The following is a 24,465-nucleotide window of genomic DNA, read 5'->3' as shown; positions in this document are numbered from 1 at the left end:
CCGGAACGGCGAGCCCTGCCGCACGCGGCAGGGCTTTTTGTTTTCAGGCAGAATAGCCGGAACCGCACGGCCGCGCCGCCGCGGCGCAACATCCGCCCGCCTGGCGGGCAGACACCGAATAGCCACCAAAGATCATGAAATTCGTAGACGAAGCCACCATTGAAGTCATCGCCGGCAAGGGCGGCAATGGCGTGGCCAGCTTTCGGCGCGAAAAATTCATCCCCAAGGGCGGCCCGGACGGCGGCGACGGCGGGCGCGGCGGCAGCATCTATGCCGTGGCCGACCGCAATATCAACACCCTGATCGACTTCCGCTACGCCCGCCTGCATCGCGCCAAGAACGGCGAGAACGGCCGCGGCTCGGACCAATACGGGGCAGCGGCCCCCGACATCACCCTGCGCGTGCCGGTGGGCACCGTGGTGCACGACGCCGATACCGGCGAGGTGCTGTTCGACCTGGACCGGCACGACCAGAAGGTCACGCTGGCCGCGGGCGGCGCCGGCGGCATGGGCAACATCCATTTCAAGTCCAGCACCAATCGCGCGCCGCGCCAATGGACGCCCGGCAAGGAAGGCGAACAGCGCCGCCTGCGCATGGAGCTCAAGGTGCTGGCCGACGTCGGCCTGCTCGGGCTGCCCAATGCCGGCAAGTCGACGCTGATCAGCCGCATTTCGAACGCGCGGCCCAAGATCGCCGACTACCCCTTCACGACGCTGCACCCCAACCTGGGCGTGGTGCGCACCTCGCCCTCGCGCAGCTTCGTGGTGGCGGACATTCCCGGCCTGATCGAAGGCGCCTCCGAGGGCGCCGGCCTGGGCCACCTGTTCCTGCGCCACCTGGCGCGCACGCGCGTATTGCTGCACCTGGTCGATATCTCCAGCCCCGACCCGGAAGCCGATCCCATCGAGCAGGCGGTCGTCGATGCCAACGCCATCGTCGAAGAACTGCGCCGCTACGATCCCGAGCTGGCCGCCAAGCCCCGCTGGCTGGTGCTCAACAAGCTGGACATGGTGCCCGACGCCCAGGACGCCCAGCAGCGCTTCTGCGCCGAATTCGGCTGGACCGGCCCGGTCTTCGCGATCTCCGGCCTCAACGGCGAAGGCACCCAGGACCTGATCTGGGCCCTGCAGGACTACCTCGACGCCGAAAAGCGCAAGGACCAGGACGCCCAGGACCAGGCCGACGGCACCTATGTGTTCGAAGATCCGCGTTTCGACGCCAGCCGTGGCGGCGCCGCGCCCGCCACGCCGCCTGGCGGTGACGAATAACCCTTTCCCGCACTCCGTCACCCGCCGCGCATCGCGCGGCAGCCCTCGAAACGCCACGCCGGTCATCGCCATGACTGCCCAAACCTCTGCCGTTTCTGTCATTTCCGCGGCCAATCGGCTGGTCGCCAAAGTGGGTTCCTCGCTGGTCACCAACGAAGGCCGGGGCCTCGATCGCGCCGCGGTAGGCCACTGGGCAGCCCAGATCGCCTCCCTGCACCAGCAGGGCAAGCAGGTCGTGCTGGTTTCCAGCGGCGCCATTGCCGAAGGCATGGCGCGGCTGGGCTGGCGCAAGCGCCCTTCGGCCATGCACGAATTGCAGGCCGCCGCCGCCGTGGGCCAGATGGGCCTGTGCCAGGCTTACGAAGCCGCCTTCGCCGAGTTCGGCCTGCGCACCGCGCAGATCCTGCTCACCCACGAAGACCTGGCCGACCGGCACCGCTACCTGAATGCGCGCTCGACCCTGTTCGCCCTGCTGCGCCTGGGCGTAGTGCCCATCGTCAACGAAAACGACACCGTCGTCACCGACGAAATCCGCTTCGGCGACAACGACACCCTGGGCGCCCTGGTCACCAACCTGATCGAAGCCGATGCGCTCATCATCCTGACCGACCAGCGCGGCCTGTACGAAGCCGACCCGCGCCGCGACCCGGCCGCGCGCTTCGTGGCGCATGCGCAAGCCGGCGATGCCGCCCTGGAAGCCATGGCCGGCGGCGCCGGCAGCGGCGTGGGCACCGGCGGCATGCTCACCAAGATCCTGGCGGCCAAGCGGGCCGCCCACAGCGGCGCCCATACCGTCATCGCATCAGGCCGCGAACGCAATGTGCTGACCCGCCTGGCGCAAGGCGAATGCATCGGCACGGAATTGCGCGCGGTCCTGCCGGTATGGTCGGCGCGCAAGCAATGGCTGGCCGACCACCTGCGCCTGCGCGGCCGCGTGGTGCTCGATGATGGCGCCGTGCATGCCCTGCTGCACGAGGGCAAGAGCCTGCTGCCCATCGGCGTGGCCGAAGTCCAGGGCGAGTTCGAGCGCGGCGACGTCGTGGCCTGCGTCGACATGCATGGACGCGAGTGCGCGCGCGGCCTGATCAATTATTCGTCGGCCGATACCCGGCGCATCCTGCGCCAGCCGTCGAGCCAGATCGCGCGCATCCTGGGCAGCATGACAGACCCGGAACTGATGCACCGCGACAACCTGGTCGTCACCTGAGCCGCTGGACTGTCCGGCAACACCAACCAACATGCCGGACAAGCCCCTCCGATTTGTCCTGTATTCCTGACCGTCCATGGCGTGCCAGGTGTAGGCCAGTTCCGTGCGCGCCCGATGCCCCGGATTGTTTATCAGGCAGTACGAGCGGCGGCTTCGCGCAGCAAGTCAGCCCGCGTCGCTGTCGGCGATGAACAGGTACCCCCAGCGGCGCACCGACAGCAAGGGCAGATTGATGCCCATGCGCTGCGCCTTGGCGCGCAGACGCGAGACCATGACGTCGACGTTGCGCGACAGGCCCGCGGCCGCGTCATACGACGCGGCATGCGAAGAATTGGCCGTCCACGAAGGCAGCACCTCGGACGAGACAGGCGCGCCATCCTGAACGCCGCGCTGCCTGAAACCGCAGGCAAGCTGCTGGCGCGCCAGGCGATGGCCGGGAGCGGCCAGCAAGCGCGCCATGAACTCGCGCTCGGCGACGGTCAGGGGCAGGCGCACGCCGCCAGGCCCGGCCAGGACCCGGCCGGCATTGCTGAGGTACCAGGCGCTGGCCGCGGCGGCCGAGGCCGTGCCCCGGCGCGCGAACGCATCCACCATCGCGGCCACCTCTTCGACCTGCGTCTCGATCGGCCAGCACAGGTCGACGCCGGCGCGCATCATGGCGATACGCTCCGGCAGGCCGCCCTCGGACAGCAAGGCCACCACCACCGCGGCGGGCACGCTGGTGCGGGTGGTGCGAACCAGGCCGGACAGCGTGCCGGCCACGCCGCACAGAGCCACCGCATCGGGCGGGTGCATGGCCAGCAGCCGCGCCAGCGCATGCTGGCCCTCGCACCAGTCGACGATCCAGCCGGCCTGCCGCCAGCCAGCCTCGAGCTGGACGCGCGCTTCGATCATCACGCTGCTGAACGCCAACAATATGCGGCCGGCGCAGGAATCGTCAGGAATGGAATAGGTGGACATTTCAACACTAACGTAATAAATTCAACCACCATAGTGCTTGATTCGCACGATTCAATCAGGCCGTGAAGACATTCTCAGACCGATTGAAACATGCGCGGGCACTGCGTTCGCTAACGCAACAGGATCTGGCGCGCGCCAGCGGCCTGTCGCAAAGCGCGGTAGCCAGCTACGAGAACGGCCAACGGCAATCCAGCCGTTCGGTTCGCAAGCTGGCGGCCGCCCTGCAGGTGAACCTGGACTGGCTGGAGACCGGCAAGGGCTCGATGGAAAGCCTGGCCGACTACAGCGCTTCGCCCGCTGGCGGCGCTTACTACCTGATGGAACCGGGCAGTGGCGAAGCGCCGCCGCGCGCGCTGCCGCCGTGGCCGTTCACGACCATTGCGCGTGCGCAGTACGAAGCACTGGCCGCCCGCGACAAACGCCTGCTTGAACAGATGCTGCGCAGCTTTGTCGAAGCCTGCCATGCCGAATACGCCGACGGCCGCGGCCGCGCGCGCAAGCACTGATGCAAATGCTGATGCCGGTGTGCGCCGCCCGCCTGCCTGGAACCGAAGCCCGAGCATATCAACACCAAGGTAATTTTCCAACTACCATCGTAATGGATTGGCAAGATTCAATCGGCTAGTTGTGAACTGTCAATAGGTTGTATTCGTCCAGGTTGAGTCTGGAGATGGGTACAGCGCACCCGATGCCTTGGTGGGGTCGATGCCAGTTGTAGTGGTGTAGCCAGGATTTCATGGCATCGGCTCGGTGTTGGGAGTTCTGGTAGGTGTGAGCGTAAGCCCACTCACGCAAGGCCGACTGGATGAAGCGTTCGGCCTTGCCATTGGTCTGTGGGCGGTAAGGTCGGGTAAAGCGGTGCTTGATGCCCAGCTCATGGCACAGCGCGGCGAAGGCGCGGCTGCGAAAGGCCGAGCCATTGTCGGTGAGCAAGCGCTGGATGGTCACGCCCAGGCGCTGGTAGTAGGCCACTGCGTCCTTGAGGAACTGGACGGCGCTGGGGAAGCGCTCGTCGGGGTGGATGTCGGTGAAGGCCACGCGGGCGTGGTCATCGATGGCCACGAAGACGAAGTCCCAGCCGGCCCCCTCAACGGTATCGCGTCGGTTGCCCGTGACCCGGTGGCCAGGGCGCTGGATACGTCCCAGCTTCTTGATGTCGATGTGCAGCAGATCGCCGGGGGCCTGATGCTCGTAGCGCACCACCGGCTCGGCCGGCTCCAGGTCGGCCAGGTGCGACAGACCGGCGCGGGCCAGGACGCGGCTGACGGTGCTGGCTGACACGCCCAGCGCCTGGGCGATGCGCGCTTGGGTCAGCCGCTTGCGGCGCAGCTCCACGATAGCCAGCGCCTTGGCCGGCGCAATCGCTCGGGGCGAGACCGTCGGGCGCGAGGACGCATCGGCCAAGCCCGCCTGGCCCTGAGCCAGGAAGCGGCCCAGCCATTTGCGCACAGTCGGCGCGGTGACCCCATAGGCGCGGGCCGCTTCAGGCACACAAACTTGATGGGCGATCAATTGCTGGACCATTTCGAGTCGACGTAGGAAGGTCAATCGGGCATGCTTATGGGTGTTCATCCGGCCGGGCTCCTTGAGTGAACTGGGGGGGTGGCGATTTCCAGTTTCTCAAATCCGGTTCGGATGAACCATGCATACAACCTATTGAATCTTCACAGCTAGCGGCTGGCGGTTGCCAGCCGCAGCGCCAGGCCGATGAATACCAGCCCGGCCAGGCGGTTGAGCCAGCGCTGGGCGCGCGCCGAGCGCTGCAGCAAGCGGCCGAAGCCGCCCGAGAACACGGCGATCGCGCCGAACACCAGCAGCGTGGCCAGCATGAAGACCGCGCCCAGCTCGACGATCTGCCAGCCCATGGGCCCGGCCTCGGGCCGCGTGAACTGGGGCAGGAACGCGAAGAAGAACAACAGCACCTTGGGATTGGTGAGGTTCATGATGATGCCGCGCCGGTACAGCGCGCCGCGCGCCAGCGGCTCGGGCCGCTGTCCGCCGCCGCCCGCGGGCGCGCGCAATACCTGCCAGGCGAGGTAGGCCAGGTAGGCGGCCCCCGCCAGCTTCAGCGCCGTGAAGGCGGCCGGCGAGGCGGCGAATACGGCGGCCAGCCCGACCGCCACCGCGGCGGTGTGGCCAAGCAGGCCGGTGCATAGCCCCAGCACGACGAACAGCCCCGCGGCCCGGCCCCAGATGGCCGATTGCATCAGCACGAACAGATTGTCCGGGCCGGGGCGTCAGCGCCAGCAGGACGGCGATGCCGAAAAACGCGGTCAAGGTGTCGAAAGGCAGCATGGTGGCGGCTCGAGGGCAAGCGCCCGCCCGTGGCGGGCCGTCACTGGCATCATACGGGCAAACCCGCTGCCGCATGAGCTAATTGCCCGCGGTAATGACGGGGTGCGGTACGCTTCGCATTCAAAGGCCGGCCGCCGCCGCCCTCGTCCCGCCCGCTACTTGCCTACCCGAACATGACCGACGAATCCCGCCACATCGACACCCTGCTCCAGCACCTGGGCACCGCGCCCTTCGACCCCGATACCGGCGCCGCCCCGGTCAACCTGCCGTCGATGCGCGCCAGCACGGTGCGCTTTCGTGACCTGGCCGCGCTGGAACAGGCGCAGCGCCGCAAGGCCGGCGGCGACCGGGCCGTGACCTATGGCCGGATGGGCATGGATACGCATGCGGCGCTGGAACACGTGTTCAAGGAGCTGGAAGCCGGCACGCACTGCTACCTGGCGTCTTCGGGCATGGGCGCCGTCACGATGGCGTTTCTGTCGCTGCTGTCGGCCGGCGAGCATGCGCTGGTGGCCGATTGCGTCTATGGCCCGGTCTACGAACTGGACAACGCGGTGCTCAAGCGCATGGGTATCGAGCTGACCTTCTTCGCGCCCGGCGACGACCTGCAGGCGCTGGTGCGTCCCAACACCCGCCTGCTGTATGTCGAGTCGCCGGGGTCGCTGCTGTTCCAGATGCTGGATCTGCCCGCGCTGGCCGAGTTCGCGCGCCGCAACCAGCTGGTGCTGGCCACCGACAACACCTGGGGCTCGGGCTACATCTATCGCCCGCTGGAACTGGGCGCGCAGGTTTCGGTGATCGCCGGCACCAAGTACGTGGGCGGCCACTCCGACCTGATGCTGGGCGCGGTGGTTACCAATGACGAGGCCGTGGCGCAGCGCCTGAACCGCACGCAGTACGCCATGGGCTACTCGGTCAGCGCCGACGATGCCTGGCTGGCGTTGCGCGGCGTGCGTACGCTGCCGATACGCATGGCCCAGCACGCGCGCCACGCCCAGCGCGTGTGCGAGTTCCTGCAGGGCCGTCCCGAGGTCGCGCGCATCTACCATCCGGCCTGGCCTCAGGACCCCGGCCACGCGCTGTGGCTGCGCGACTGCTCCGGCTCCAACGGCATGCTGACGGTCGAGCTGCGCCTGTCGCAGCCCGCGGCGCGCGTGTTCGTCGAGTCGCTGCAGCTGTTCGACATCGGCTTCTCGTGGGGCGGCTTCGAAAGCCTGGTGCAGCTGGTCACGCCCGGGGAGCTGGCCCGCCACCGCTATTGGCAGGGCGGCGGCAATGCGCTGGTGCGGCTGCATATCGGGCTGGAGTCGCCCGAGGATGTCATTGCCGACCTGACCCAGGCGCTGGCGCGCGCAGCCTCGGCCTGAGAACGGCGCGGCCCCATCAACGACAAAGCCTCCGCATGGACGGAGGCTTTGTGGCGTCGGGGGCGGCCGGGGCCGCCCTGCCTACTTGCGGGACTGGACGATGAGCTGGTCCACCACCTTCAGGGCGCCGGCGTAGTCGTTGCCGGCCAGCACGGGCGAAGTCATGTAGCGGCCGCCCACGGCAAAAGCCGGGGTGCCATCGATATGGGCGGCCTCGGCCAGCTGGGAGGCGTGCTGCACCTGCGTCTGCACGCTGAACGAATCGAATACCGAATCGAACTTGGCGCGGTCCACGCCCTGGCTGGCGGCCCATTCGCCCATGGCTTTCTTGTCGAACAGGCGCTTGCGCTCGGTGTGGATGGCGGTAAAGACCTTGGGATGCAGGTCGGGGCGCTCGAGCGCCTGCAGCGTGTAGTAGAGCTGTTGCAGCGGCTTCATGCCGGCGTTGAAGGCGATGGGCACCTGCTTGAGCACCACGTCCTGGGGCGCGGTCTTGGCCCAGTCCTCGACCATGGGTTCGATGGCGGCGCAGTGCGGGCAGGTGTAGGCGAAGAACTCCAGGACTTCGATCTTGCCCGGGGTGTCGGACGGCATCGGCGGGTTGATGTTCACGTACTGCTGCGCGCCCTGGGCCTGGGTGGCGGGCGCGAACAGGGTCGTCGCGCCCAGGGCGGCGGCGGCCAGGAGACGGGTAAACGTGGTCGACTGCATCTCGAATTCCTGAGTTAAAGCGTTACAGACTGCGGATGCCGCGGGGAAGTTCCATGGCGATTCATTGTCGCACCACCGCGGATTTGATGTCGTTCTCGCCCAGCCTGCTGCGGGCGCGATTCATGTCGTCCAGGCGTCCGAATGGACCGACGCGCACCCGGTTGACCTGTACGCCGTTGACTTCGGCGCGCTGCATGACCACCGGCAATCCCAGCAGGATGATGCGCGCCCGCAGGGCTTCGGCGTCTTCGAGCACCCGATAGGCGCCGGCCTGCAGGAAATAGGTGCCGGATGCCGGCGCGGCCGGCGTTGCGCTGGCCGCGGGGGCGGCCGGCTTGGCGGACTTGGCCGCCGGGGCGGGCGTGGCGGCGGGGGCGGGAGCGCGGTCCAGGTTGGGCAGGGTGGCGATCAGCGCACCCAGGTCGTCCGGTTGCCTGGACGGCGCGCCGGGCGTTACGCCAGGCAGCGGCGACGGCGCGGTGGCGGTCGGTCCGGTGGGCGGCGTGCCGGCTGCCCCGTCCCGTCCGTACAACCCCTGGTTGGGGTCGGGCGCGTTGCGCGGATCGGGCAGTTTGCCTTGGTCGGGCTGGCGGGTGGCCCGGTCGACGAACGGCATGGGCGCCTTGGTCACGTAGAACGCGACAGCGGCGGCGACGATCAGGCCGATCAGCAGGCCGGCCAGCACACCGTACATGGTGCTGCCGCGCTCCTTGGAGCGCCGGGTCGATTTACGCTTGGTGGCCATGTGCGGGGGTTACATCCGGTCCGGGGCCGAGACGCCCAGCAGGGCCAGGCCGTTGGCCAGCACCTGGCGCGTGGTCGCGGCCAGCCGCAGGCGCGCCAGCTTCAGGGCTGGTTCGTCGACCAGCACCCGTTCGGCGTTGTACCAGGCGTGGAAGTCGGAGGCGCAATCGCGCAGCCAGAACGCCACGTGGTGCGGCGCCAGCTCTTGCGCGGCCAGCGCCACCACCTGGGGAAACTCGGCCAGGCGCTGCAGCAGCGCGTATTCGGACGGCGCGGTCAGCAGCGCCGTGTCGGCCTGCGCGATCTCTGCGGCGCTCGCGCCCGAATTGCCGATCATGGTGCAGATGCGGGCGTGCGCGTACTGGATGTAGTAGACCGGATTCTCGTCGCTCTTGGACAGGGCCAGGTCGATGTCGAACACGAACTCCGTATCGGCGCGGCGCTGGATCAGGAAATAGCGCACCGCGTCGCGGCCGACCCAGTCGATCAGGTCGCGCATGGTGACGTAGCTGCCGGCGCGCTTGGAAATCTTGACCTCCTCGCCGCCGCGCATCACCTTGACCATCTTGTGCAGCACGTAGGCCGGGAAATCCTTGGGGATGCCGGCCAGCCCCTGCAGGCCGGCGCGCACGCGCGCCACGGTGCCGTGGTGGTCGCTGCCCTGGATATTGACCGCGTGGTGAAAGCCGCGCTCCCACTTGACCTTGTGATAGGCCACGTCGGGCACGAAGTAGGTATAGCCGCCCTCGCTCTTGCGCATCACGCGGTCTTTGTCGTCGCCGGTGCCCAGCTCGGTGGTGCGCAGCCACAGCGCGCCGCCTTCCTCGTAGGTGTGGCCCTTGGCGACCAGCGTGTCGACCGTTTCCTGGACGCGGCCCGAGGCGTACAGGCTGCTTTCCAGGAAGTAGTTGTCGAAGGCCAGGCCGAAAGCCTGCAGGTCCAGGTCCTGCTCGCGGCGCAGGTAAGCGACGGCGAAGGCGCGGATATCGTCCAGGCTGTCGAGATCGCCGGTGGCCGTGACCGGCTGTCCGTCGGAGGCCTGCACCGACTTGCGCGCCGCGAAATCGCGCGCGATTTCGACGATGTAGTCGCCCTTGTAGCCGTCGGCGGGGTAGTCCGGCGCGTCCGGCGCGATGCCGCGGCCGCGCGCCTGCACGCTGATGGCCAGGTTGTCGATCTGGTTGCCGGCATCGTTGTAGTAGAACTCGCGAGTGACGTCCCAGCCGCTGGCGTCATACAGGCGGCAGATGGCATCGCCCAGCGCTGCCTGGCGGGCATGGCCGACGTGCAGCGGGCCGGTCGGGTTGGCCGAGACGAACTCGACCAGTACTTTCTCGCCATTGCGCGGCGCGCGGCCGTAGGCGTCGGCCTGGCTGGCCACTGCCTGTACCACCGCCTGCCGGGCAGCTGGGGTGAGGCGGAAATTGATGAAGCCCGGGCCGGCGATCTCGGCATCCTGGATCAGTTCGCGCGCCTGCGGCTGCGCCATCAGCGCATCGACGATGCCCTGGGCCAGCTCGCGCGGGTTGCGGCGCGCCGGCTTGGCCAGCTGCATGGCCACGTTGGTGGCGATATCGCCGTGCGCCGCGACCTTGGGGCGCTCGAGCTGGACTTGGGCTTGCGCCTCGGGCAGGCATTGCGCGACGGCGGCCTGGATCAGGGAAATCAGTTGTTTTTGTTGCTCGAGGAGCATGGGTAATCGGCAGAATGGTAAGTGGCGGCGGCAGGTCTGGCGCGCCGCGGGGCGGGCGGAGCCGCCGGGCGGCCGCCCTGGCGTCTGGCGGAGGTGTCCGCGCAAGCGGGACGGTCGGCGACGCGGGACGTACCGGCAGTCATGACGGTCATGGAAGATGCCTAGATCATAGCTGAATTGGGCTGCAATCCGGCCGTCCGGGACCGCATCGGGGTGTCGGGCCGTGCAGTTGGCAGTCCGCGCAGCTTGCGGTAGTGTATGAAATTATCCGTATGGGAGTCCGCAACATGCTCATTACATTCCATTCCAAGGTCGCGGCCGAGGTTCTCATGCGCACCGACGATGCTGCGCCCCTGCTGCGCGCCGCCGGCAAGAGCTTTCGCGACGCCATTCCGGAGCGCGGCGTGTTCACCGCGGACCAGCTGCAATCGGCCATCACCGGGCTGGAGCGCGCCATTGCCGCCGCCGATCGCAGCCCGCCCGACGATGACGAGCCTCATCCCGACAAGGAGCCGGTGCATCCGATCGAGCTCGCCGTGGGCCTGCACCAGCGCGCCTTTCCGCTGCTGGACATGATGAGGAAGACTGCCGCGGCCGGGGCCGACCTGACCTGGGAAGTCTCGCGCGGCTGGTAGCGCAATATCGCAAGCCTGACATTTTCCGCGCGGGTTCTTGCGCATACTGTGCGCAGGGATGCCCCCGCGCCACCACCAGGAGATCCGTCGATGCGCAGCGAAGTGACCGTTGTTTTCGATGCCCGCCGCACCGTCGACCTGAGCGTCGACGTCGAACCCTCGGTGCAGGCGGCCGCCGCCGCGCGCGACTGGTTCGACAGTGCCTGGGAAATGCTCGGCTGCGAGCCGCTGCGCCCCAGCGGCAAGGTGCTGTTGCTGGACAAGATCCTGGGCGTGGCCGATGCGCTGGGCTACGACACCCTGTCGGGCGACGCCAAGGAAAGCCGCGAGTTCGCCGAACAGGCCGCGCTGGCCCTGGGCAAGGCCCGCATCGTGGTGGATCTGCCCGGGCTGATGGTAGGCCATTAACCATACCCGGGAGCCTGTCCCCGCAGGGGGACTGGCTCCCGCAAACTTGGGGAGCCTGTGTCCGCAGGGGGACTGGCTCCCGCGGGTTGCATGGGTGCCTTGTATCTTTCCTCCGGTGGTGATTAGCTATCACCACCGCGCGCCGATGACCGCGAGTTGGTGCCCAAAGCGAGGACTTTGTGGGACAGATAGCGGCTCGGCAGCGCACTGCTGGGCCGGCGAGACACTGGACGGTATCGTAGGGCGAGGACCCTGTATGTACAAGGCAAGTGGGCGCAGTGGCTGACAGCAGTTTGTTATCTGCAGGAGGCCAAGTCCATGTTTTCATAGGTATTGATGTATCAAAGGCCAAGCTGGATTGCACGTTGCTGACGGCTGAGGCTGACAAGCGTAAGACCAAGGTGGTGGTCAACACCGCCGCGGGCGTACAAGCCCTGCTGGCGTGGTGCGCCAAACACGGCGCACAGCCGGCGCAGTTGCACGCCATCCTGGAGCCTACGGGTCTGTATCACGAGCAAGCGGCCACGGCGCTGCCCCAGGTCCGGGTCTCTTTGGTCAATCCCGCCCAGGCCCGGGACTTTGCCAAGGCCTTGGCGCTGCGCTCCAAAAATGATGCGCTCGACAGCTACGTGCTGGCTCGCTATGGACAGACGCTGAGCCCGGCGCTGTGGCACCCGGCGCCCTTGCATGCGCGTCAACTGCGCGCCTTGTTGACGCGACGCGAGGCGCTGAGCAAGGATCTGTTGCGTGAGCTCAATCGCAAAGAGAAGAGCCAGTTCAGCCCCTCGGCGCCCTTGGTCGATGGTTCCATCGACAAGGCCATCGCGTTCTTGCGCGAACAGATCAAACAAATCGAGCGGGCGATCGATCAGCACATCGACAACCACCCCGACCTCAAGCAAGACTGCGAGCTGCTGAACTCCATCCCCGCCATCGGGCCTCAGGCCGGCAACGCCATCCTGGCCGTCATGCACAATCGGCATATCGACTCCGCCCAGAGCCTGGCCGCCTATCTCGGGGTGGTCCCTGTGCAGCGCCAATCCGGCAGCAGTCTGAACAGCTGCGCACGCCTGTCCAAAGCCGGCCCCTCCCAGGTGCGCGCCACGTTATACATGGCGGCCCTGGTTGGGACCCGCCACAACCCCCACATCCGCGCCCTTTACCAGCGCCTGCTCAAAACAGGAAAAAGCAAAAAGGCCGCGCTGGGCGCGGCCATGAGAAAACTGGTGCATCTGTGCTTCGGGGTCCTCAAAAACCGCATCCCCTACCAGCCCAATTACGCCATGAACGGTTGACTGCCAAGACGGTATCTGTCCCCCTTCCGGGGACAGGCGCCCATGCTCCATCCGGGGACAGGCACCCGTCCTCCTTCAGCGTATCCCCGCGCGCATGAACGATTGCACGAACTGGCGCTGGAACAGCAGGAAGCCGACCAGCAGCGGCGCGGCCGACAGCAGCGTGGCGGCGGTGATGACCGACCAGTCGATGCCCTGGTCGGTCGACGAGAACACCTGCAGGCCGACGGTGAGCGGGCGCGATTCGACCGAGTTGGTGATGATCAGCGGCCACAGGAAGTTGTTCCAGTGGTGGCTGACCGATACCAGGCCGTAGGCCACGTAGATGGGACGCGCCAGCGGCACATAGACTTTCATGAGCACTTGCCAGGGGCTGGCGCCCTCGACCCGCGCCGCTTCCTCCAGTTCGCGCGGCACGGTCTTGAAGGTCTGGCGCAGCAGGAAGATGCCGAAGGCCGAGGCGAAGTACGGCAAGCCGACCGCGAACACCGTATCGCGCACCCCCAGCAGGCTCATCGAGCGGTAGTTCTCCACCAGCAGCACGTCCGGCATCACCATCAGCTGCAGCAGCACCAGCATGAACACGAAGTCGCGGCCGCGGAACTCGAAGCGCGCGAAGGCGTAGCCCGCCAACGTGGACAGCACCAGCTGCGCGGCCAGCACCATGGTGACCAGCAGGAAGGTGTTGAGAAAATAGCGCGGAAACGGCGCGGCGTTCCAGGCACGCGCGAAGTTCTCCAGCGTCAGCGGGGCCAGCAGGTCGAAGCGCGTGGCGTAGGCCGGCGGATGAAACGCCGCCCAGGCCGCGTAGGCCAGCGGCAGTATCCACAGCAGGCCCAGCAGCCAGGCCCCGAGCGTATCCAGCGTGCGGTTCATTGATAGTGTGTCCTGCGGTCCAGCCAGCGGAACTTGATGAGCGCGGTGGCCGCCAGCACGGCAAGCAGCACCACGGTCAGCGTGGCCGCGTAGGCGGTGTCCCAGAAGCTGAAACCGACCTGATAGATGTAGAACAGCAGCAGCGTGCTGGCATTATCGGGGCCGCCGCGTGTCATGACCACGACGTGGTCGACCAGCCGGAACGCATTGATCAGGGCGTTGACCAGCACGAACAGCGTCGTGGGCATCAGCAGCGGCCACAGCACGCGCCGGAAATACTGCCAGCGCGAGGCGCCTTCGAGCATGGCGGCCTCGCGCAGCGAGGGCGACACCGTCTGCAGGGCGGCCAGGTAGAAGATCATGAAAAAGCCCGACTCCTTCCACACGGTCACCATCATCAACGCCGGCAAGGCGGTGTCGCGGCTGCCCAGCCAGTTGGGGCCGGCCAGGCCGAACCACTGCATGACTTGCGCAATCAGTCCGTACTGCGGCGTGTAGAAGAACAGCCAGATATTGGCCACCGCCACCATGGGCAGCACGGTGGGGGTGAAGTACGCCATGCGCAGGAAGCCGCGACCGTGCAGCTTGCCGTTGACCCACAGCGCCATGGCCAGCGCGATGGCGATCGAGGTCGGGATCGTACCCAGCGCGAACCACAGGTTGTTCCACAGCGACTGCCAGAACACCGGGTCGTCGCGCAGCAGCGCGTAGTTCTCCAGCCCCACGAAGCGCGCCGGCCGGCTGCCCTTGGGAGTGGAGAAGAAGCTGTGCCACAGCGTGGCCAGCGCCGGGTAGTGGGTGAAGGCGGCCAGCAGGACGACGGCTGGCAGCAACAGCAGCCAGCCGTACACCGCTTGCGTCGTGCGGCTCATGCGCTGCGCATCACTTGTACGAGCGCAGCACGCGATCGGCTTCGCGCTGCGCGTCCGTCAGGGCCTGCTGCGGCGTCTTGGAGCCGGTCAGCGCGGCCTGCAGCGCATCGTTGAGCACCTTGGTCACGCGTTGGTTCTCGTGGGTGGAGAACTCGGCCACGCTGACCTCCAGTTGGTCGCGCGCCACCGTGGCTGCCGGCACTTCCTGGGCGTACTTCTTCATGCGCTCGGTCTGCCAGGCGGCGGGCGTCACCGCCACGTAACCGGTGGCGATGCTCCAGTCGGCGGCGCGCTCGGGCGTGGTGGCCCATTGGGCGAACTTCAGCGCGGCCTGCTGCTGCGCCGGCGTGCCGCTCTTGAAGATGTAGAAGTTGCCGCCGCCGGTGGGGCTGCCGCCGCGTTTTTTCTTGGGCATCATCGCCACGCCGAACGGGAAGTCGGCGTTCTTGCGGATGTTGGTGAGATTGCCCGTGGTGGTCCAGACGATGGCGGCTTTCTTCTCGAGGAAGTCCTTGGGCGTGGTGCCCCAGTCGATGGTGCCCTTGGGCATGACGCCGTGCTTGACCGACAGATCCTGCCAGAACTGCGCCGCCTCGACCACGGCCGGCTTGTCCAGGTACACCTGGCTGCCTTCCTCGTTCATGAGGATGGCGTCGTTGGGCGTGGTCAGCGCCTGGAACAGCCAATAGGCGAAGGCGCCGCCCGACGGGATCTTGATGCCCCACTGCGAGACGTTGCCGTTGGCGTCCTTCTTGGTCAGCTTCTTGCCGTACTCGACCAGTTCGTCCCAGGTGGCCGGCGCGCGCTCGGGATCCAGGCCGGCCTCCTTGAACAGGTCCTTGTTGTAGTACATGACGATGGTCGAGCGCTGGAACGGCACGCCCCACACGTGGCCGCCGGTGCGGCTGTTCTGCATGAAGGCGTCGTAGAAGCCGCCCAGCCATTTCTTGTCGGCATCGCTCTTGGCCAGGCCGTCGACGGGCACGATGGCGTCTTCGTCGATCAGCGTGAACATGTCGGTCGACAGCAGCACGGCCAGCTGCGGCGGCGTGCCGCCCTTCAACGCGGTCAACGCCTTGGCGATCGAATCCTGGTAGGTGCCGGCGTAGATCGGCTTGATGCGGATATCGGGATTTTCCTTGTGGAAATCCGCCACCATGTCGTCGACGATCTTGGTGATGGGGCCGCCCACGGCCACCGGATAGTAGAACTCGACTTCGACGGGCTGTTGCGCCTGCGCCGGCAGCGCCAGGAAGGCACCGGCCAGGCCGGCGGCGAGGGTTTTGAGAACAATGCGTCGCATGGGGGCTTTCCTAAAAAATCGGCGCGCTGTGCGTCCGGTGGTTCACAGAACCGCCGCGTCGGCGGCGAAGAAATGCTGTCGTTCGTCGGGCCAGGCCAGGCCAACCGCCGTGCCCGGCGCGCTGCGCAGGTGGCCATTGACCCGCACCGCCACGCCGCCGCACGAACCCAAGCGGCATACCGCCACCGAATCGGCGCCGAAATATTCCACGCTTTCGATGACGGCCGGCATGCCGTCGGCATCGATGCGGATGTGTTCGGGCCGCAGGCCCAGCGTGACGGCGCCGGCCGGCGCGTTCGCCAGGGCCGGCCCCTGGGTGCCGGCGACGACGGGCCGGCCGTCGTGCGTGTCCAGGGCGATCAGGTTCATGGGGGGCGTACCGATGAAGCGCGCCGCGAATTCGGTGGCCGGCCGCGCGTACAGGCCATCCGGCGTATCGAGCTGCTCGATGCGCCCGCCGCGCATCAGCACCACCTGGTCGGCCATGCTCATGGCCTCGGTCTGGTCGTGGGTGACGTAGACCATGGTGATGCCAAGCTCCTGCTGCAGCGCGCGGATTTCGCGCCGCATGTCATGGCGCAGCTGTGCGTCCAGGTTCGACAGGGGCTCGTCCATCAGGCATACCGGCGCCTCCGAGATTACCGCGCGCCCCAGCGCCACGCGCTGCTGCTGGCCGCCCGACAACTGGGCCGGCTTGCGGTCCAGCAAGGCTTGCAGGCCCAGCAGCCCGGCCACGCGCGCAAGCCGCCGTTCGTAGTCGCGCGCGGGCTCCTTGCGCACCTTCAGGCCGAACAGGATGTTCTCGCGCACGCTCAGGTGCGGGAACAATGCGTACGACTGGAACACCATCGAGATGCGCCGCTTGGCTGGCGGCAGGTCGGTGACGTCACGGTCGCCGATGCGGATCCGGCCGGAGGTGGGCGTATCCAGCCCGGCGATCATGCGCAGCGTGGTCGACTTGCCGCATCCCGAGGGACCGAGCAGAACCGTGAAGCTGCCGGCCGGCGCCGTGAAGCTGACGCCGGAGATCGCCGCGGCTTCGCCGTATTGCTTGGTAAGGTCGTCCAGAACGAGATGAGACATGCCATTTCTTGTTTGTTGCGCGGAAGCTCAATTCTGGCCGCAAATGAAATCCTTTTCATTCTGCGGTGCAAACATGACGCCGCCATGTCAGCGGCGGCGCTTGTTTCACTCGTCGATCAGTTCCCCGCCCTCGTGGAACGGATACGGCCCCGGATAGCTCTCGATATAGGCATGGTGCGTCACGAGCGCGCCATCGCGCCATTCGTGCAGGTGAAAGCCGGGCGGTTCCATGACGAACGCCGACGGGCCGTCGGGCCGCAGATCCAGCGCGACCTGGTGGGCCGGGCTGGGGCAGGTGGAAGCGATCGTGCCGCCGAAACGCTGGAAAATGGTGCGGTGCAAATGGCCGCACATGATGCGTTCGACGTTGGAATGGCGTGCGACCAGGGCCTCCAGCTCGGGCGCGCCGGCCAGCAGGCCGATGGCATCCATGTGGGCGATGCCGGTGCGAAACGGCGGATGATGCATCACGATGACGGTCGGACGGCCGGGTTGTTCGGCCAGCCGTTGCGCCAGCCATTGCAGGCGGCGTTCGCACAATGCGCCGTGGCTTTGCTGCGGCACCACCGTGTCGAGCACGATGAAGCGCAGCGGCTGGTCCTCGATGGTGTATTGCACGAACTCGCCGGCCTCGCGCAAGTAAGGGTGATCGGCGAAGGTGGCGGCAAGCTGGACGCGGTCGTCATGATTGCCGGGCAGTACATGGTAAGGCGCGCGCAGCGCGTCGAGCATCTGCTTGAGGTGCGCGTATTCCTGCGGGCGCCCGAAGTCGGTCAGGTCGCCGCTGACGATGACCAGGTCCGGCGCTGGCTCCAGGCGGTTGAGCGCCGCCACGGCCGGCGGCAGGTAGCGGTCGGTCTCGACCACGCGATAGGCCTTCTGGCCCGGCATGCGGATGTGCAGGTCGCTGATTTGGGCGATAAGCATGGCGTTCGATGTTCCAGGAAATTCAATGGGCCGCCAGCACCACGCTGACGGACTGGCCGGTCTGATAGGTGCTGTCGGGCGCCGCGATGGCGGCGAACTGCTAGCTGTGAACTGTCAATAGGTTGTATTCGTCCAGGTTGAGTCTGGAGATGGGTACAGCGCGCCCGATGCCTTGGTGGGGTCGATGCCAGTTGTAGTGGTGTAGCCAGGATTTCATGGCATCGGCTCGGTGTTGGGAGTTCTGGTAGGTGTGAGCGTAAGCCCACTCACGCAAGGCCGACTGGATGAAGCGTTCGGCCTTGCCATTGGTCTGTGGGCGGTAAGGTCGGGTAAAGCGGTGCTTGATGCCCAGCTCATGGCACAGCGCGGCGAAGGCGCGGCTGCGAAAGGCCGAGCCATTGTCGGTGAGCAAGCGCTGGATGGTCACGCCCAGGCGCTGGTAGTAGGCCACTGCGTCCTTGAGGAACTGGACGGCGCTGGGGAAGCGCTCGTCGGGGTGGATGTCGGTGAAGGCCACGCGGGCGTGGTCATCGATGGCCACGAAGACGAAGTCCCAGCCGGCCCCCTCAACGGTATCGCGTCGGTTGCCCGTGACCCGGTGGCCAGGGCGCTGGATACGTCCCAGCTTCTTGATGTCGATGTGCAGCAGATCGCCGGGGGCCTGATGCTCGTAGCGCACCACCGGCTCGGCCGGCTCCAGGTCGGCCAGGTGCGACAGACCGGCGCGGGCCAGGACGCGGCTGACGGTGCTGGCTGACACGCCCAGCGCCTGGGCGATGCGCGCTTGGGTCAGCCGCTTGCGGCGCAGCTCCACGATAGCCAGCGCCTTGGCCGGCGCAATCGCTCGGGGCGAGACCGTCGGGCGCGAGGACGCATCGGCCAAGCCCGCCTGGCCCTGAGCCAGGAAGCGGCCCAGCCATTTGCGCACAGTCGGCGCGGTGACCCCATAGGCGCGGGCCGCTTCAGGCACACAAACTTGATGGGCGATCAATTGCTGGACCATTTCGAGTCGACGTAGGAAGGTCAATCGGGCATGCTTATGGGTGTTCATCCGGCCGGGCTCCTTGAGTGAACTGGGGGGGTGGCGATTTCCAGTTTCTCAAATCCGGTTCGGATGAACCATGCATACAACCTATTGAATCTTCACAGCTAGGCGGCCCCTTCCAGCCAGCGCTGCGCATCCAGCGCCGCCATGCAGCCCGTGCCGGCGCTGGTGACAGCCTGGCGATAGATCTGGTCTTGGACATCGCCCGCCGCGAACACGCCCGGTATCGAGGTCATCGTCGCCAGGCCGGACAAGCCGCCGCGCGTGACGATATAGCCGTTGCGCAGCGCCAGCTGGCCCTCGAACAGGCCGGTGTCGGGCGCGTGGCCGATGGCGATGAAAACGCCCTTGGCCGCGACGTCCCTGGCGGTCCCGTCGCGGTTGTCGCGCAGGCGCGCGCCCGTCACGCCGGACGCATCGCCCAGCACCTCGTCGAGTTCGTGAAAGTACTCGAACTTCACCTTGCCCAGCGCCGCCCTGGCCTGGAGGCGATCGACGAGGATGGGCTCTGCCCGGAACCGGTCGCGGCGGTGCACCACGGTCACGGTGCGGCAGATGTTCGAGAGATACAGCGCTTCCTCGACGGCGGTATTGCCGCCGCCGACGACCAATACATCCCGATTGCGATAGAAAAAGCCGTCGCAGGTGGCGCAGCCCGACACGCCCTTGCCCATGAACGCGCGCTCGGAAGGCAGGCCCAGATACTTCGCAGAGGCGCCGGTGGCAATGACCAGGGCGTCGCAGGTATAGGCGCCCTGGTCGCCCGTCAGCGCGAACGGGCGCCGGTCCAGCCTGACCGTATGTATGGCATCCGACACGACGCCGGCATCGAAGCGCTGCGCGTGCCGCAGGAAGCGCTGCATCAAGTCCGGGCCCTGGACGCCGTCGGGATCGGCCGGCCAGTTGTCGACGTCGGTGGTGGTCATCAACTGTCCGCCTTGCGCCAGGCCGGTGACCACGAGCGGCGCGAGATTGGCGCGGGCGGCATAGATGGCGGCGGTATATCCCGCCGGGCCGGAACCCAGGATCAGGACTTTGGCATGCTTGGGTGGATTCACGAACCAGCCTCCGGCGGTGTGTTCAACGCCGGCGATTATAGGTACGCGAAACGGCCGCGCAGGCCAGCGCGCGCCTAGCGCTTGCATGGCGAAATGCACGCCGGCCGCGAGGCGGGAAAACCCGGGCCGAGCGCCCGCGCAGGCGCGGCTCAAGTACACTCGGAGCGCCCTGCGCAACGGCGCCGCCGGGGCGAAGATTTCGCATAGCGAACGATCGCAGCGCAACAAGCGCCGGCCGGATGAGGGGACGGCTATGCTTGGCCCAGGGCCGACAGGTCGTCGGTAGCGAAGGAGGCCGGATGACATGGACCAGCTCATCGACGCAATGGAAACCACGGACCGGCAGTTCGCGACGACGCTGCAACGAGGCTTGCTGGTGCTGGCCTGTTTCGACGTCCGGCAACCGTTTCTGACCAACAAGGAAATCTCCGCCCGGACAGGGATTCCCAGCCCGACCGTATCGCGCCTGACCTATACCCTGACGCTCATGGGGTACCTCAAGCATCACCGCCATCTGGGCAAGTACGGCAAGTACGAATTGGGCAATGCCGTGCTTTCGCTGGCCCACCCCTTGCTGGCCAACGTCAATGTGCGCCAGGTTGCGCGGGTACCGATGCGCGAGCTGGCCGAGTACGCCCACGGCTGGGTGTCGCTGGGCGCGCGCGAGCGGTTGAGCATGGTGTACCTGGAGACGGCCAGGGCCCGCAATGCCTTGGACGTCAAACCGGATATCGGACAAACTTTCCCGATGCTCGTGTCCGCCATGGGCCGCGCCTATCTGGCCGCCTCGCAGCCCTCCGAGCGCGAACGGCTGATGAACCAATTGCGCATCTACCATCCCGAGCTGATGGCAGAACAGGCCGAAGAACTCGAACACAGCCGCGCCGATTACGCCGCATACGGCTTCTGCCTGTCACGCGGCGACTACGACCGCGGCACCTGGGCGGTCGCGGCGCCCATGCGTGTGCCGGAAAGCCAGGAACTGCTGGTGTTCAACTGCGCCGTGCGCGTGAAGAACAGGCAGGCCGAGGAGCTGGGCCTGCATCTCATCGACGTGGTGGGACCGCGCCTGCTCGACATGGTCGACGCCATCCGGCGCGCGCTGGAAGATTGAGTCCGCGCCACACGCGCCACTAGCTTTCAGTATGTGAACCTTAGGCGCGCGGCATGGCAATCGCGTTGTGATCGCCGGTTCGATCACAGATACTGCCTGCATGGAACTGTCCACTGTTTCCGAGCTGCGGGACTTGCGCGCAACCTCCGACGAATACGCCTTGTTCGATGTGCGCGAAAGCGCGCAGGCGCACCAAGGCCACATCTTCGGCGCAACCTTCCTGCCGCGCCGCATGCTGGCGGCGCGCATCGCCAGCCTGGTGCCGCGCAGGTCCACGCCCATCGTGCTGTACGACGAGGGCGGGCCCGACCCGCGCGCGCGGCTGGCCGCGCAGACGCTGGCCCGCTTTGGCTACACCGGTGTGCGCGTGCTCGATGGCGGCCTGCGGACATGGTTGGCCCAAGGCGAAGCGCCATGCCGCGGCAGCAATGTGCCAAGCAAATGGTTCGGCGAAACGGTCCATGCGCATGCGGCCACGCCGGCCCTGCCGATCGCGACCCTGCAGGCCTGGCGCGAAACCGGCAGCGCGCATCGGATCTGCGATATCCGCTCTCCCGAGGAATACGGCCGCGCACGCATTCCGGGCGCGGCCGGCGCATTCGGCAGCGACCTGGCCTGGCACGCCGACGACCTGCGCCGCGCGGGCCAGCCGGTAGTGGTGCACTGCTCGGGACGCACCCGCAGCATCATCGCCTGCGAGAGCCTGCGCCTGCTGGGCGTGCAGGACGCCTATGCGCTGGAGAATGGCACCATGGGCTGGCGCCTGGCCGGCCTGGCCCTGGAGCGCGGTCCGGGTTCCGGCAGCCTGGCGGCAAGCGCCGCAAGCCGGCGCGACGGCGCTCGCCGCACGCAGGCCCTGGCGCGCGCGGCCGGGGTCGCCAGCGTCGAGGCCGCGATGCTGGCGCGCTGGCTCGACGAGCGCGACGCGGGGCGCACCAATCTCTACGTGCTGGACATACGCCAGGTCGCCGAATACCGGGCCGGGCACCTGCCCGGCGCGATCGCGCTGCCCGGAGGCCTGGCCGTGCAACGCACCGATGAATTCCTGCCGGTACGGGCAGCCCAGGTCGTGCTGGTCGATGACGACGAAGCGCGCGCCGCGCTGGCCGGATACTGGCTGCGCGCCATGGGCCTGCCCCGCGTGGCCGTCCTGGCGGGCGGGCTGCCGGCCTGGAACGCCGCCGGATACGCCCTGGGCCACGGCCTGCCGACCATGCCGACGCGATGGCGGCACGGCCGTGCCCGGCGCACGACGTGCACGAAGCGGGCGCGCGCATGCAGCGCGTCTACGTCGATACGCAGGCCCGCTTTCTCGCCGGCCGCCCCGACGCGGCCGAATGGGTGCCGTTCGGCGGCCTGGAAGCGTGGCTCGCCGCCCGCGCCAAACGGCAGGACGAGCGCGCCGTCGTGCTCATGGCGCACGACGAGTCGCTGGCCAGGTCCGCCGCGCTGAATGCCCGGCTGGCCGGCTTCGACGCGGCCGTGCTGGCCGGTGGCGTAACAGCCTGGCAGGCGCAAGGCTTGCCGCTGGCGAGCGGGCCTGGCGGCGGCGTCGCGCAAGCCGCCGACGTCGTCGTGCAACCGTATGACGCCGGCCTGCAGGCCATGCGCGATTACCTCGAGTGGGAACAGGCCCTGACGCGGCAAGCGATTCCCACGCTCCCGCTGTACACGGCGTACCGGGTGCCCCGGCCGCCGGCAGCCGACATGGAACAAGACCAGGAGGCCCCATGACCACGCAACCCGGCACCCGCACCGCGCGCGACGCCTTGCTGGCGGCGCGCAACGGCAGGATCCGCGCCATGCTGGCGCGCGTGCGCAAGATCGCCGAACCGGCAATCACGCGCGCGGGCCTGGCGCGCATCCGCGACGAACTGCTGGCCCTGGCGGCCGAGCGCGACCTGTTTCCCATCGAGGAGTTTCCGCCGATCGAAGGCGGCAACTCCAGCATGTATTGCCTGGCCGAGGATCCGGACCATCGCTATGCCCTTTATGTCGTCGCCCCGGCCGCGGGCGGTTTCGCGCCGCCGCACGATCATCGCACCTGGGCGGTCATAGCGGGCATGTATGGCCGCGAGCGCAACAAGCTGTACCGGCGCCTCGACGACGGCTCGGATCCGGACCAGGCGCGCCTCGAAGTCAGCGGCGAGCTCGACATCGTCGCAGGCACGGCCGTGGTCCTGATGCCGGAAGACATCCATTCGATCGCGCTCGGCGAAGACGGCCCGCACGGCAGCCTGCACCTGTATGGCATGAGCGTGGAGCATTGCCACGATCGCCGCATGTACAGCCTGTCCAAGGGCACCTCCAGGACGTTTCCCGCGGCCACGGGCGTCGTGTCCGCGCACGGCGCCCTGCGCGGCGGCCTGGCATGAACGGCGCCAGGCTGCCGCTGGCGGGAATCCGCGTCATCGACCTGTCCCGGGTGCTGGCCGGCCCCGTGTGCGGCGCGCTGCTGGGCGACAAGGGTGCCGACGTGATCAAGGTCGAGGACGTCGAGGGCGGCGACGAATCGCGGCACTGGGCGCCCCAGCGCGAAGGGCATTCTCCGGTATACGTGGCCAACAACCGCAACAAGCGCTCGATCGCGGTCGACCTGAAGGCGCCGGAAGGCCGCGACATTGTCGCCGCCCTCATCGACACGGCGGACGTGCTGATCGAGAACTTCGGCACCGGCGCCATGGAGCGGCTGGGCCTGGGCTACGACACCCTGGCGGCGCGCAACCCGCGCCTCGTCTATTGCTCGATCGCGGCCTTCGGCCGGCAAGGTCCGCGCGCCGACGAGGCAGGCTACGAGGCCTTGATGCAGGCGTTCAGCGGCGTCATGTCGATCACCGGCGAACCCGGCCGCCCGCCGGTCAGGTGCGGCGTCTCCGCCCTGGACATCTTCACCGGCACCCTGGCCGGCTTCGCGGTGAGCAATGCCATCCTGATGCGGCAGACCAGCGGCGTCGGCCAGCGGCTGGACGCCTCGCTGTTCGACTCCGCCGTGGGCTTGCTCAACTTCCAGGCGCAGAACTACCTGCTGTGCGGCCAGAAGCCCGCCCCCATGGGCTCGGCCCATCCTTCGCTGGTCCCTTACCAGTGCTTTCTGTGCCACGACCATCGCTGGATTTTCGTGGCCGCCGGCAACGACCGCCTGTGGCGTCGGCTGGCCACCGCCATCGGACAGCCGGACCTGGCCGACGATCCGCGCTTCCTGCGCAACATCGATCGCGTCGCGCACCGGCGCGAGCTGTTGAAACTGCTCGACGGTTGCTTCGCCTCGTTGCCGCTGGAAGACGCCCTGGAGCGCTGTCGGCAGGCCGGCGTGCCGGCGGCCCCCGTCAACTCGGTCGCCCAGGCGCTGGCCGATCCGCAGGCGGCGCAGCTGGCCGCGCTGCGACCCATGGCGCATCCCGACCTTGGCGAGATCGAGGTCGTCGGCCTGCCCGTGGCGTTTTCCGCGATTCCGGCCATGCCGTGCGCGCCCGCGCCCGCGCACGGCGCCGACACCCAGGCAATCCTGCGGGACCTGGGCATGGACGGCGACACCTACGAAGCACTGCGCCTGCGGCGCGTCCTCAAGGGATCGCCGCGCGACGGAACCTGATTCCAACACAAG

General features: G+C 67.7%; 24 protein-coding genes and 1 pseudogene. 12 read left to right on the top strand and 13 right to left on the bottom strand.

The features are described 5' to 3' along the window. The first annotated feature begins 134 nt into the window (after positions 1–134). A complete protein-coding gene (gene obgE / locus BN118_RS16765) occupies positions 135–1,268 on the top strand; it encodes a GTPase ObgE (protein ID WP_003807459.1) in 1,134 nt (377 codons plus the stop codon). A gap of 70 nt (positions 1,269–1,338) precedes the next feature. Further along, positions 1,339–2,475 (top strand): glutamate 5-kinase, encoded by a 1,137-nt coding sequence (proB, locus tag BN118_RS16760; RefSeq protein WP_041166305.1) that lies wholly within the window; start codon positions 1,339–1,341, stop codon positions 2,473–2,475. Between the two features lie 165 nt (positions 2,476–2,640). Here proB and BN118_RS16755 read toward each other — a convergent pair whose 3' ends face one another. Then, the gene (locus BN118_RS16755; RefSeq protein WP_010925762.1) at positions 2,641–3,435 is read right to left on the bottom strand and encodes a response regulator transcription factor; all 795 of its coding nucleotides are present in this window, start codon (positions 3,433–3,435) and stop codon (positions 2,641–2,643) included. A 62-nt stretch (positions 3,436–3,497) separates the two neighbouring features. Between BN118_RS16755 and BN118_RS16750 the strand changes: the two genes are divergently transcribed. Next, a complete protein-coding gene (locus BN118_RS16750) occupies positions 3,498–3,941 on the top strand; it encodes a helix-turn-helix domain-containing protein (RefSeq protein WP_003807452.1) in 444 nt (147 codons plus the stop codon). Positions 3,942–4,056: 115 nt separating this feature from the next. Here BN118_RS16750 and BN118_RS16745 read toward each other — a convergent pair whose 3' ends face one another. Together BN118_RS16745 and BN118_RS16740 are read right to left on the bottom strand one after the other, a co-directional pair. Next, positions 4,057–5,007, bottom strand: a complete 951-nt coding sequence (locus BN118_RS16745) for an IS481-like element IS481 family transposase (protein WP_014906041.1) — start codon at positions 5,005–5,007, stop codon at positions 4,057–4,059. Positions 5,008–5,105: 98 nt separating this feature from the next. Beyond that, positions 5,106–5,730, bottom strand: a pseudogene (locus BN118_RS16740) (LysE family translocator). A 173-nt stretch (positions 5,731–5,903) separates the two neighbouring features. Here BN118_RS16740 and metC point away from each other — a divergent pair. Next, positions 5,904–7,097, top strand: coding sequence for a cystathionine beta-lyase (metC, locus tag BN118_RS16735; RefSeq protein ID WP_010929627.1), 1,194 nt, complete (start codon positions 5,904–5,906; stop codon positions 7,095–7,097). 81 nt (positions 7,098–7,178) lie between these two features. On the opposite strand, the gene BN118_RS16730 is transcribed toward metC, so the two are convergent. The 3 genes from BN118_RS16730 to argS form a co-directional block, all read right to left on the bottom strand. Beyond that, positions 7,179–7,808, bottom strand: a complete 630-nt coding sequence (locus tag BN118_RS16730; protein ID WP_010929628.1) for a thiol:disulfide interchange protein DsbA/DsbL — start codon at positions 7,806–7,808, stop codon at positions 7,179–7,181. Between the two features lie 61 nt (positions 7,809–7,869). Then, a complete protein-coding gene (locus BN118_RS16725) occupies positions 7,870–8,553 on the bottom strand; it encodes an SPOR domain-containing protein (protein ID WP_010927242.1) in 684 nt (227 codons plus the stop codon). Positions 8,554–8,562: 9 nt separating this feature from the next. Beyond that, positions 8,563–10,245 carry an arginine--tRNA ligase gene (argS, locus tag BN118_RS16720; protein WP_023853376.1) on the bottom strand — a complete coding sequence of 561 codons (1,683 nt, stop codon included), beginning with the start codon at positions 10,243–10,245 and terminating at the stop codon, positions 8,563–8,565. Positions 10,246–10,532: 287 nt separating this feature from the next. On the opposite strand from argS, the gene BN118_RS16715 reads away from it, so the two are divergent. The 3 genes from BN118_RS16715 (at position 10,533) to BN118_RS16705 (ending at position 12,583) form a co-directional block, all read left to right on the top strand. Further along, positions 10,533–10,880 carry a DUF1840 domain-containing protein gene (locus BN118_RS16715; RefSeq protein WP_003815933.1) on the top strand — a complete coding sequence of 116 codons (348 nt, stop codon included), beginning with the start codon at positions 10,533–10,535 and terminating at the stop codon, positions 10,878–10,880. A 90-nt stretch (positions 10,881–10,970) separates the two neighbouring features. Beyond that, positions 10,971–11,288: a hypothetical protein gene (locus BN118_RS16710; protein ID WP_003815930.1), complete on the top strand. Its 318-nt coding sequence runs from the start codon at positions 10,971–10,973 to the stop codon at positions 11,286–11,288. Between the two features lie 278 nt (positions 11,289–11,566). After that, positions 11,567–12,583, top strand: coding sequence for an IS110-like element IS1663 family transposase (locus BN118_RS16705; RefSeq protein WP_014905678.1), 1,017 nt, complete (start codon positions 11,567–11,569; stop codon positions 12,581–12,583). Positions 12,584–12,658: 75 nt separating this feature from the next. Here the strand turns inward: BN118_RS16705 and BN118_RS16700 are convergent, their stop codons facing one another. The 7 genes from BN118_RS16700 to trxB form a co-directional block, all read right to left on the bottom strand. Beyond that, entirely contained in the window at positions 12,659–13,459 is an 801-nt protein-coding gene (locus BN118_RS16700; RefSeq protein ID WP_003815929.1) for a carbohydrate ABC transporter permease, read from the bottom strand. Beyond that, positions 13,456–14,331: a carbohydrate ABC transporter permease gene (locus BN118_RS16695; RefSeq protein WP_003815927.1), complete on the bottom strand. Its 876-nt coding sequence runs from the start codon at positions 14,329–14,331 to the stop codon at positions 13,456–13,458. The genes BN118_RS16700 and BN118_RS16695 overlap by 4 nt, the downstream gene beginning before the upstream one ends. Before the next feature lie 10 nt (positions 14,332–14,341). Beyond that, positions 14,342–15,634, bottom strand: coding sequence for an ABC transporter substrate-binding protein (locus tag BN118_RS16690; protein ID WP_003815926.1), 1,293 nt, complete (start codon positions 15,632–15,634; stop codon positions 14,342–14,344). A gap of 42 nt (positions 15,635–15,676) precedes the next feature. Continuing rightward, positions 15,677–16,717: an ABC transporter ATP-binding protein gene (locus BN118_RS16685; protein WP_010929634.1), complete on the bottom strand. Its 1,041-nt coding sequence runs from the start codon at positions 16,715–16,717 to the stop codon at positions 15,677–15,679. Positions 16,718–16,822: 105 nt separating this feature from the next. Then, a complete protein-coding gene (locus BN118_RS16680) occupies positions 16,823–17,644 on the bottom strand; it encodes a phosphodiesterase (protein ID WP_003815921.1) in 822 nt (273 codons plus the stop codon). Positions 17,645–17,744: 100 nt separating this feature from the next. Continuing rightward, positions 17,745–18,695, bottom strand: coding sequence for an IS481-like element IS481 family transposase (locus BN118_RS16675; protein ID WP_005012067.1), 951 nt, complete (start codon positions 18,693–18,695; stop codon positions 17,745–17,747). 98 nt (positions 18,696–18,793) lie between these two features. Then, on the bottom strand, positions 18,794–19,834 hold the full coding sequence (gene trxB, locus BN118_RS16670) for a thioredoxin-disulfide reductase (protein WP_014906040.1): 1,041 nt from the start codon (positions 19,832–19,834) through the stop codon (positions 18,794–18,796). Positions 19,835–20,051: 217 nt separating this feature from the next. On the opposite strand from trxB, the gene BN118_RS16665 reads away from it, so the two are divergent. The 5 genes from BN118_RS16665 (at position 20,052) to BN118_RS16645 (ending at position 24,453) form a co-directional block, all read left to right on the top strand. Next, on the top strand, positions 20,052–20,861 hold the full coding sequence (locus BN118_RS16665) for an IclR family transcriptional regulator (protein WP_010929483.1): 810 nt from the start codon (positions 20,052–20,054) through the stop codon (positions 20,859–20,861). Between the two features lie 100 nt (positions 20,862–20,961). Next, positions 20,962–22,314, top strand: a complete 1,353-nt coding sequence (locus BN118_RS16660; RefSeq protein WP_049787733.1) for a rhodanese-like domain-containing protein — start codon at positions 20,962–20,964, stop codon at positions 22,312–22,314. Further along, positions 22,275–22,595 (top strand): rhodanese-like domain-containing protein, encoded by a 321-nt coding sequence (locus tag BN118_RS20925; RefSeq protein WP_019248028.1) that lies wholly within the window; start codon positions 22,275–22,277, stop codon positions 22,593–22,595. The genes BN118_RS16660 and BN118_RS20925 overlap by 40 nt, the downstream gene beginning before the upstream one ends. Continuing rightward, on the top strand, positions 22,592–23,236 hold the full coding sequence (locus BN118_RS16650) for a cysteine dioxygenase family protein (protein ID WP_014486047.1): 645 nt from the start codon (positions 22,592–22,594) through the stop codon (positions 23,234–23,236). The genes BN118_RS20925 and BN118_RS16650 overlap by 4 nt, the downstream gene beginning before the upstream one ends. Then, positions 23,233–24,453: a CaiB/BaiF CoA transferase family protein gene (locus tag BN118_RS16645; protein ID WP_014906039.1), complete on the top strand. Its 1,221-nt coding sequence runs from the start codon at positions 23,233–23,235 to the stop codon at positions 24,451–24,453. The genes BN118_RS16650 and BN118_RS16645 overlap by 4 nt, the downstream gene beginning before the upstream one ends. Positions 24,454–24,465 lie beyond the last annotated feature (12 nt).

Source organism: Bordetella pertussis 18323 (genome assembly GCF_000306945.1).
Lineage (GTDB): Bacteria > Pseudomonadota > Gammaproteobacteria > Burkholderiales > Burkholderiaceae_B > Bordetella > Bordetella pertussis.
The sequence above is the reverse complement of the archived record's forward strand: the minus strand, read 5'-3'. Positions and strand labels throughout refer to the sequence as shown.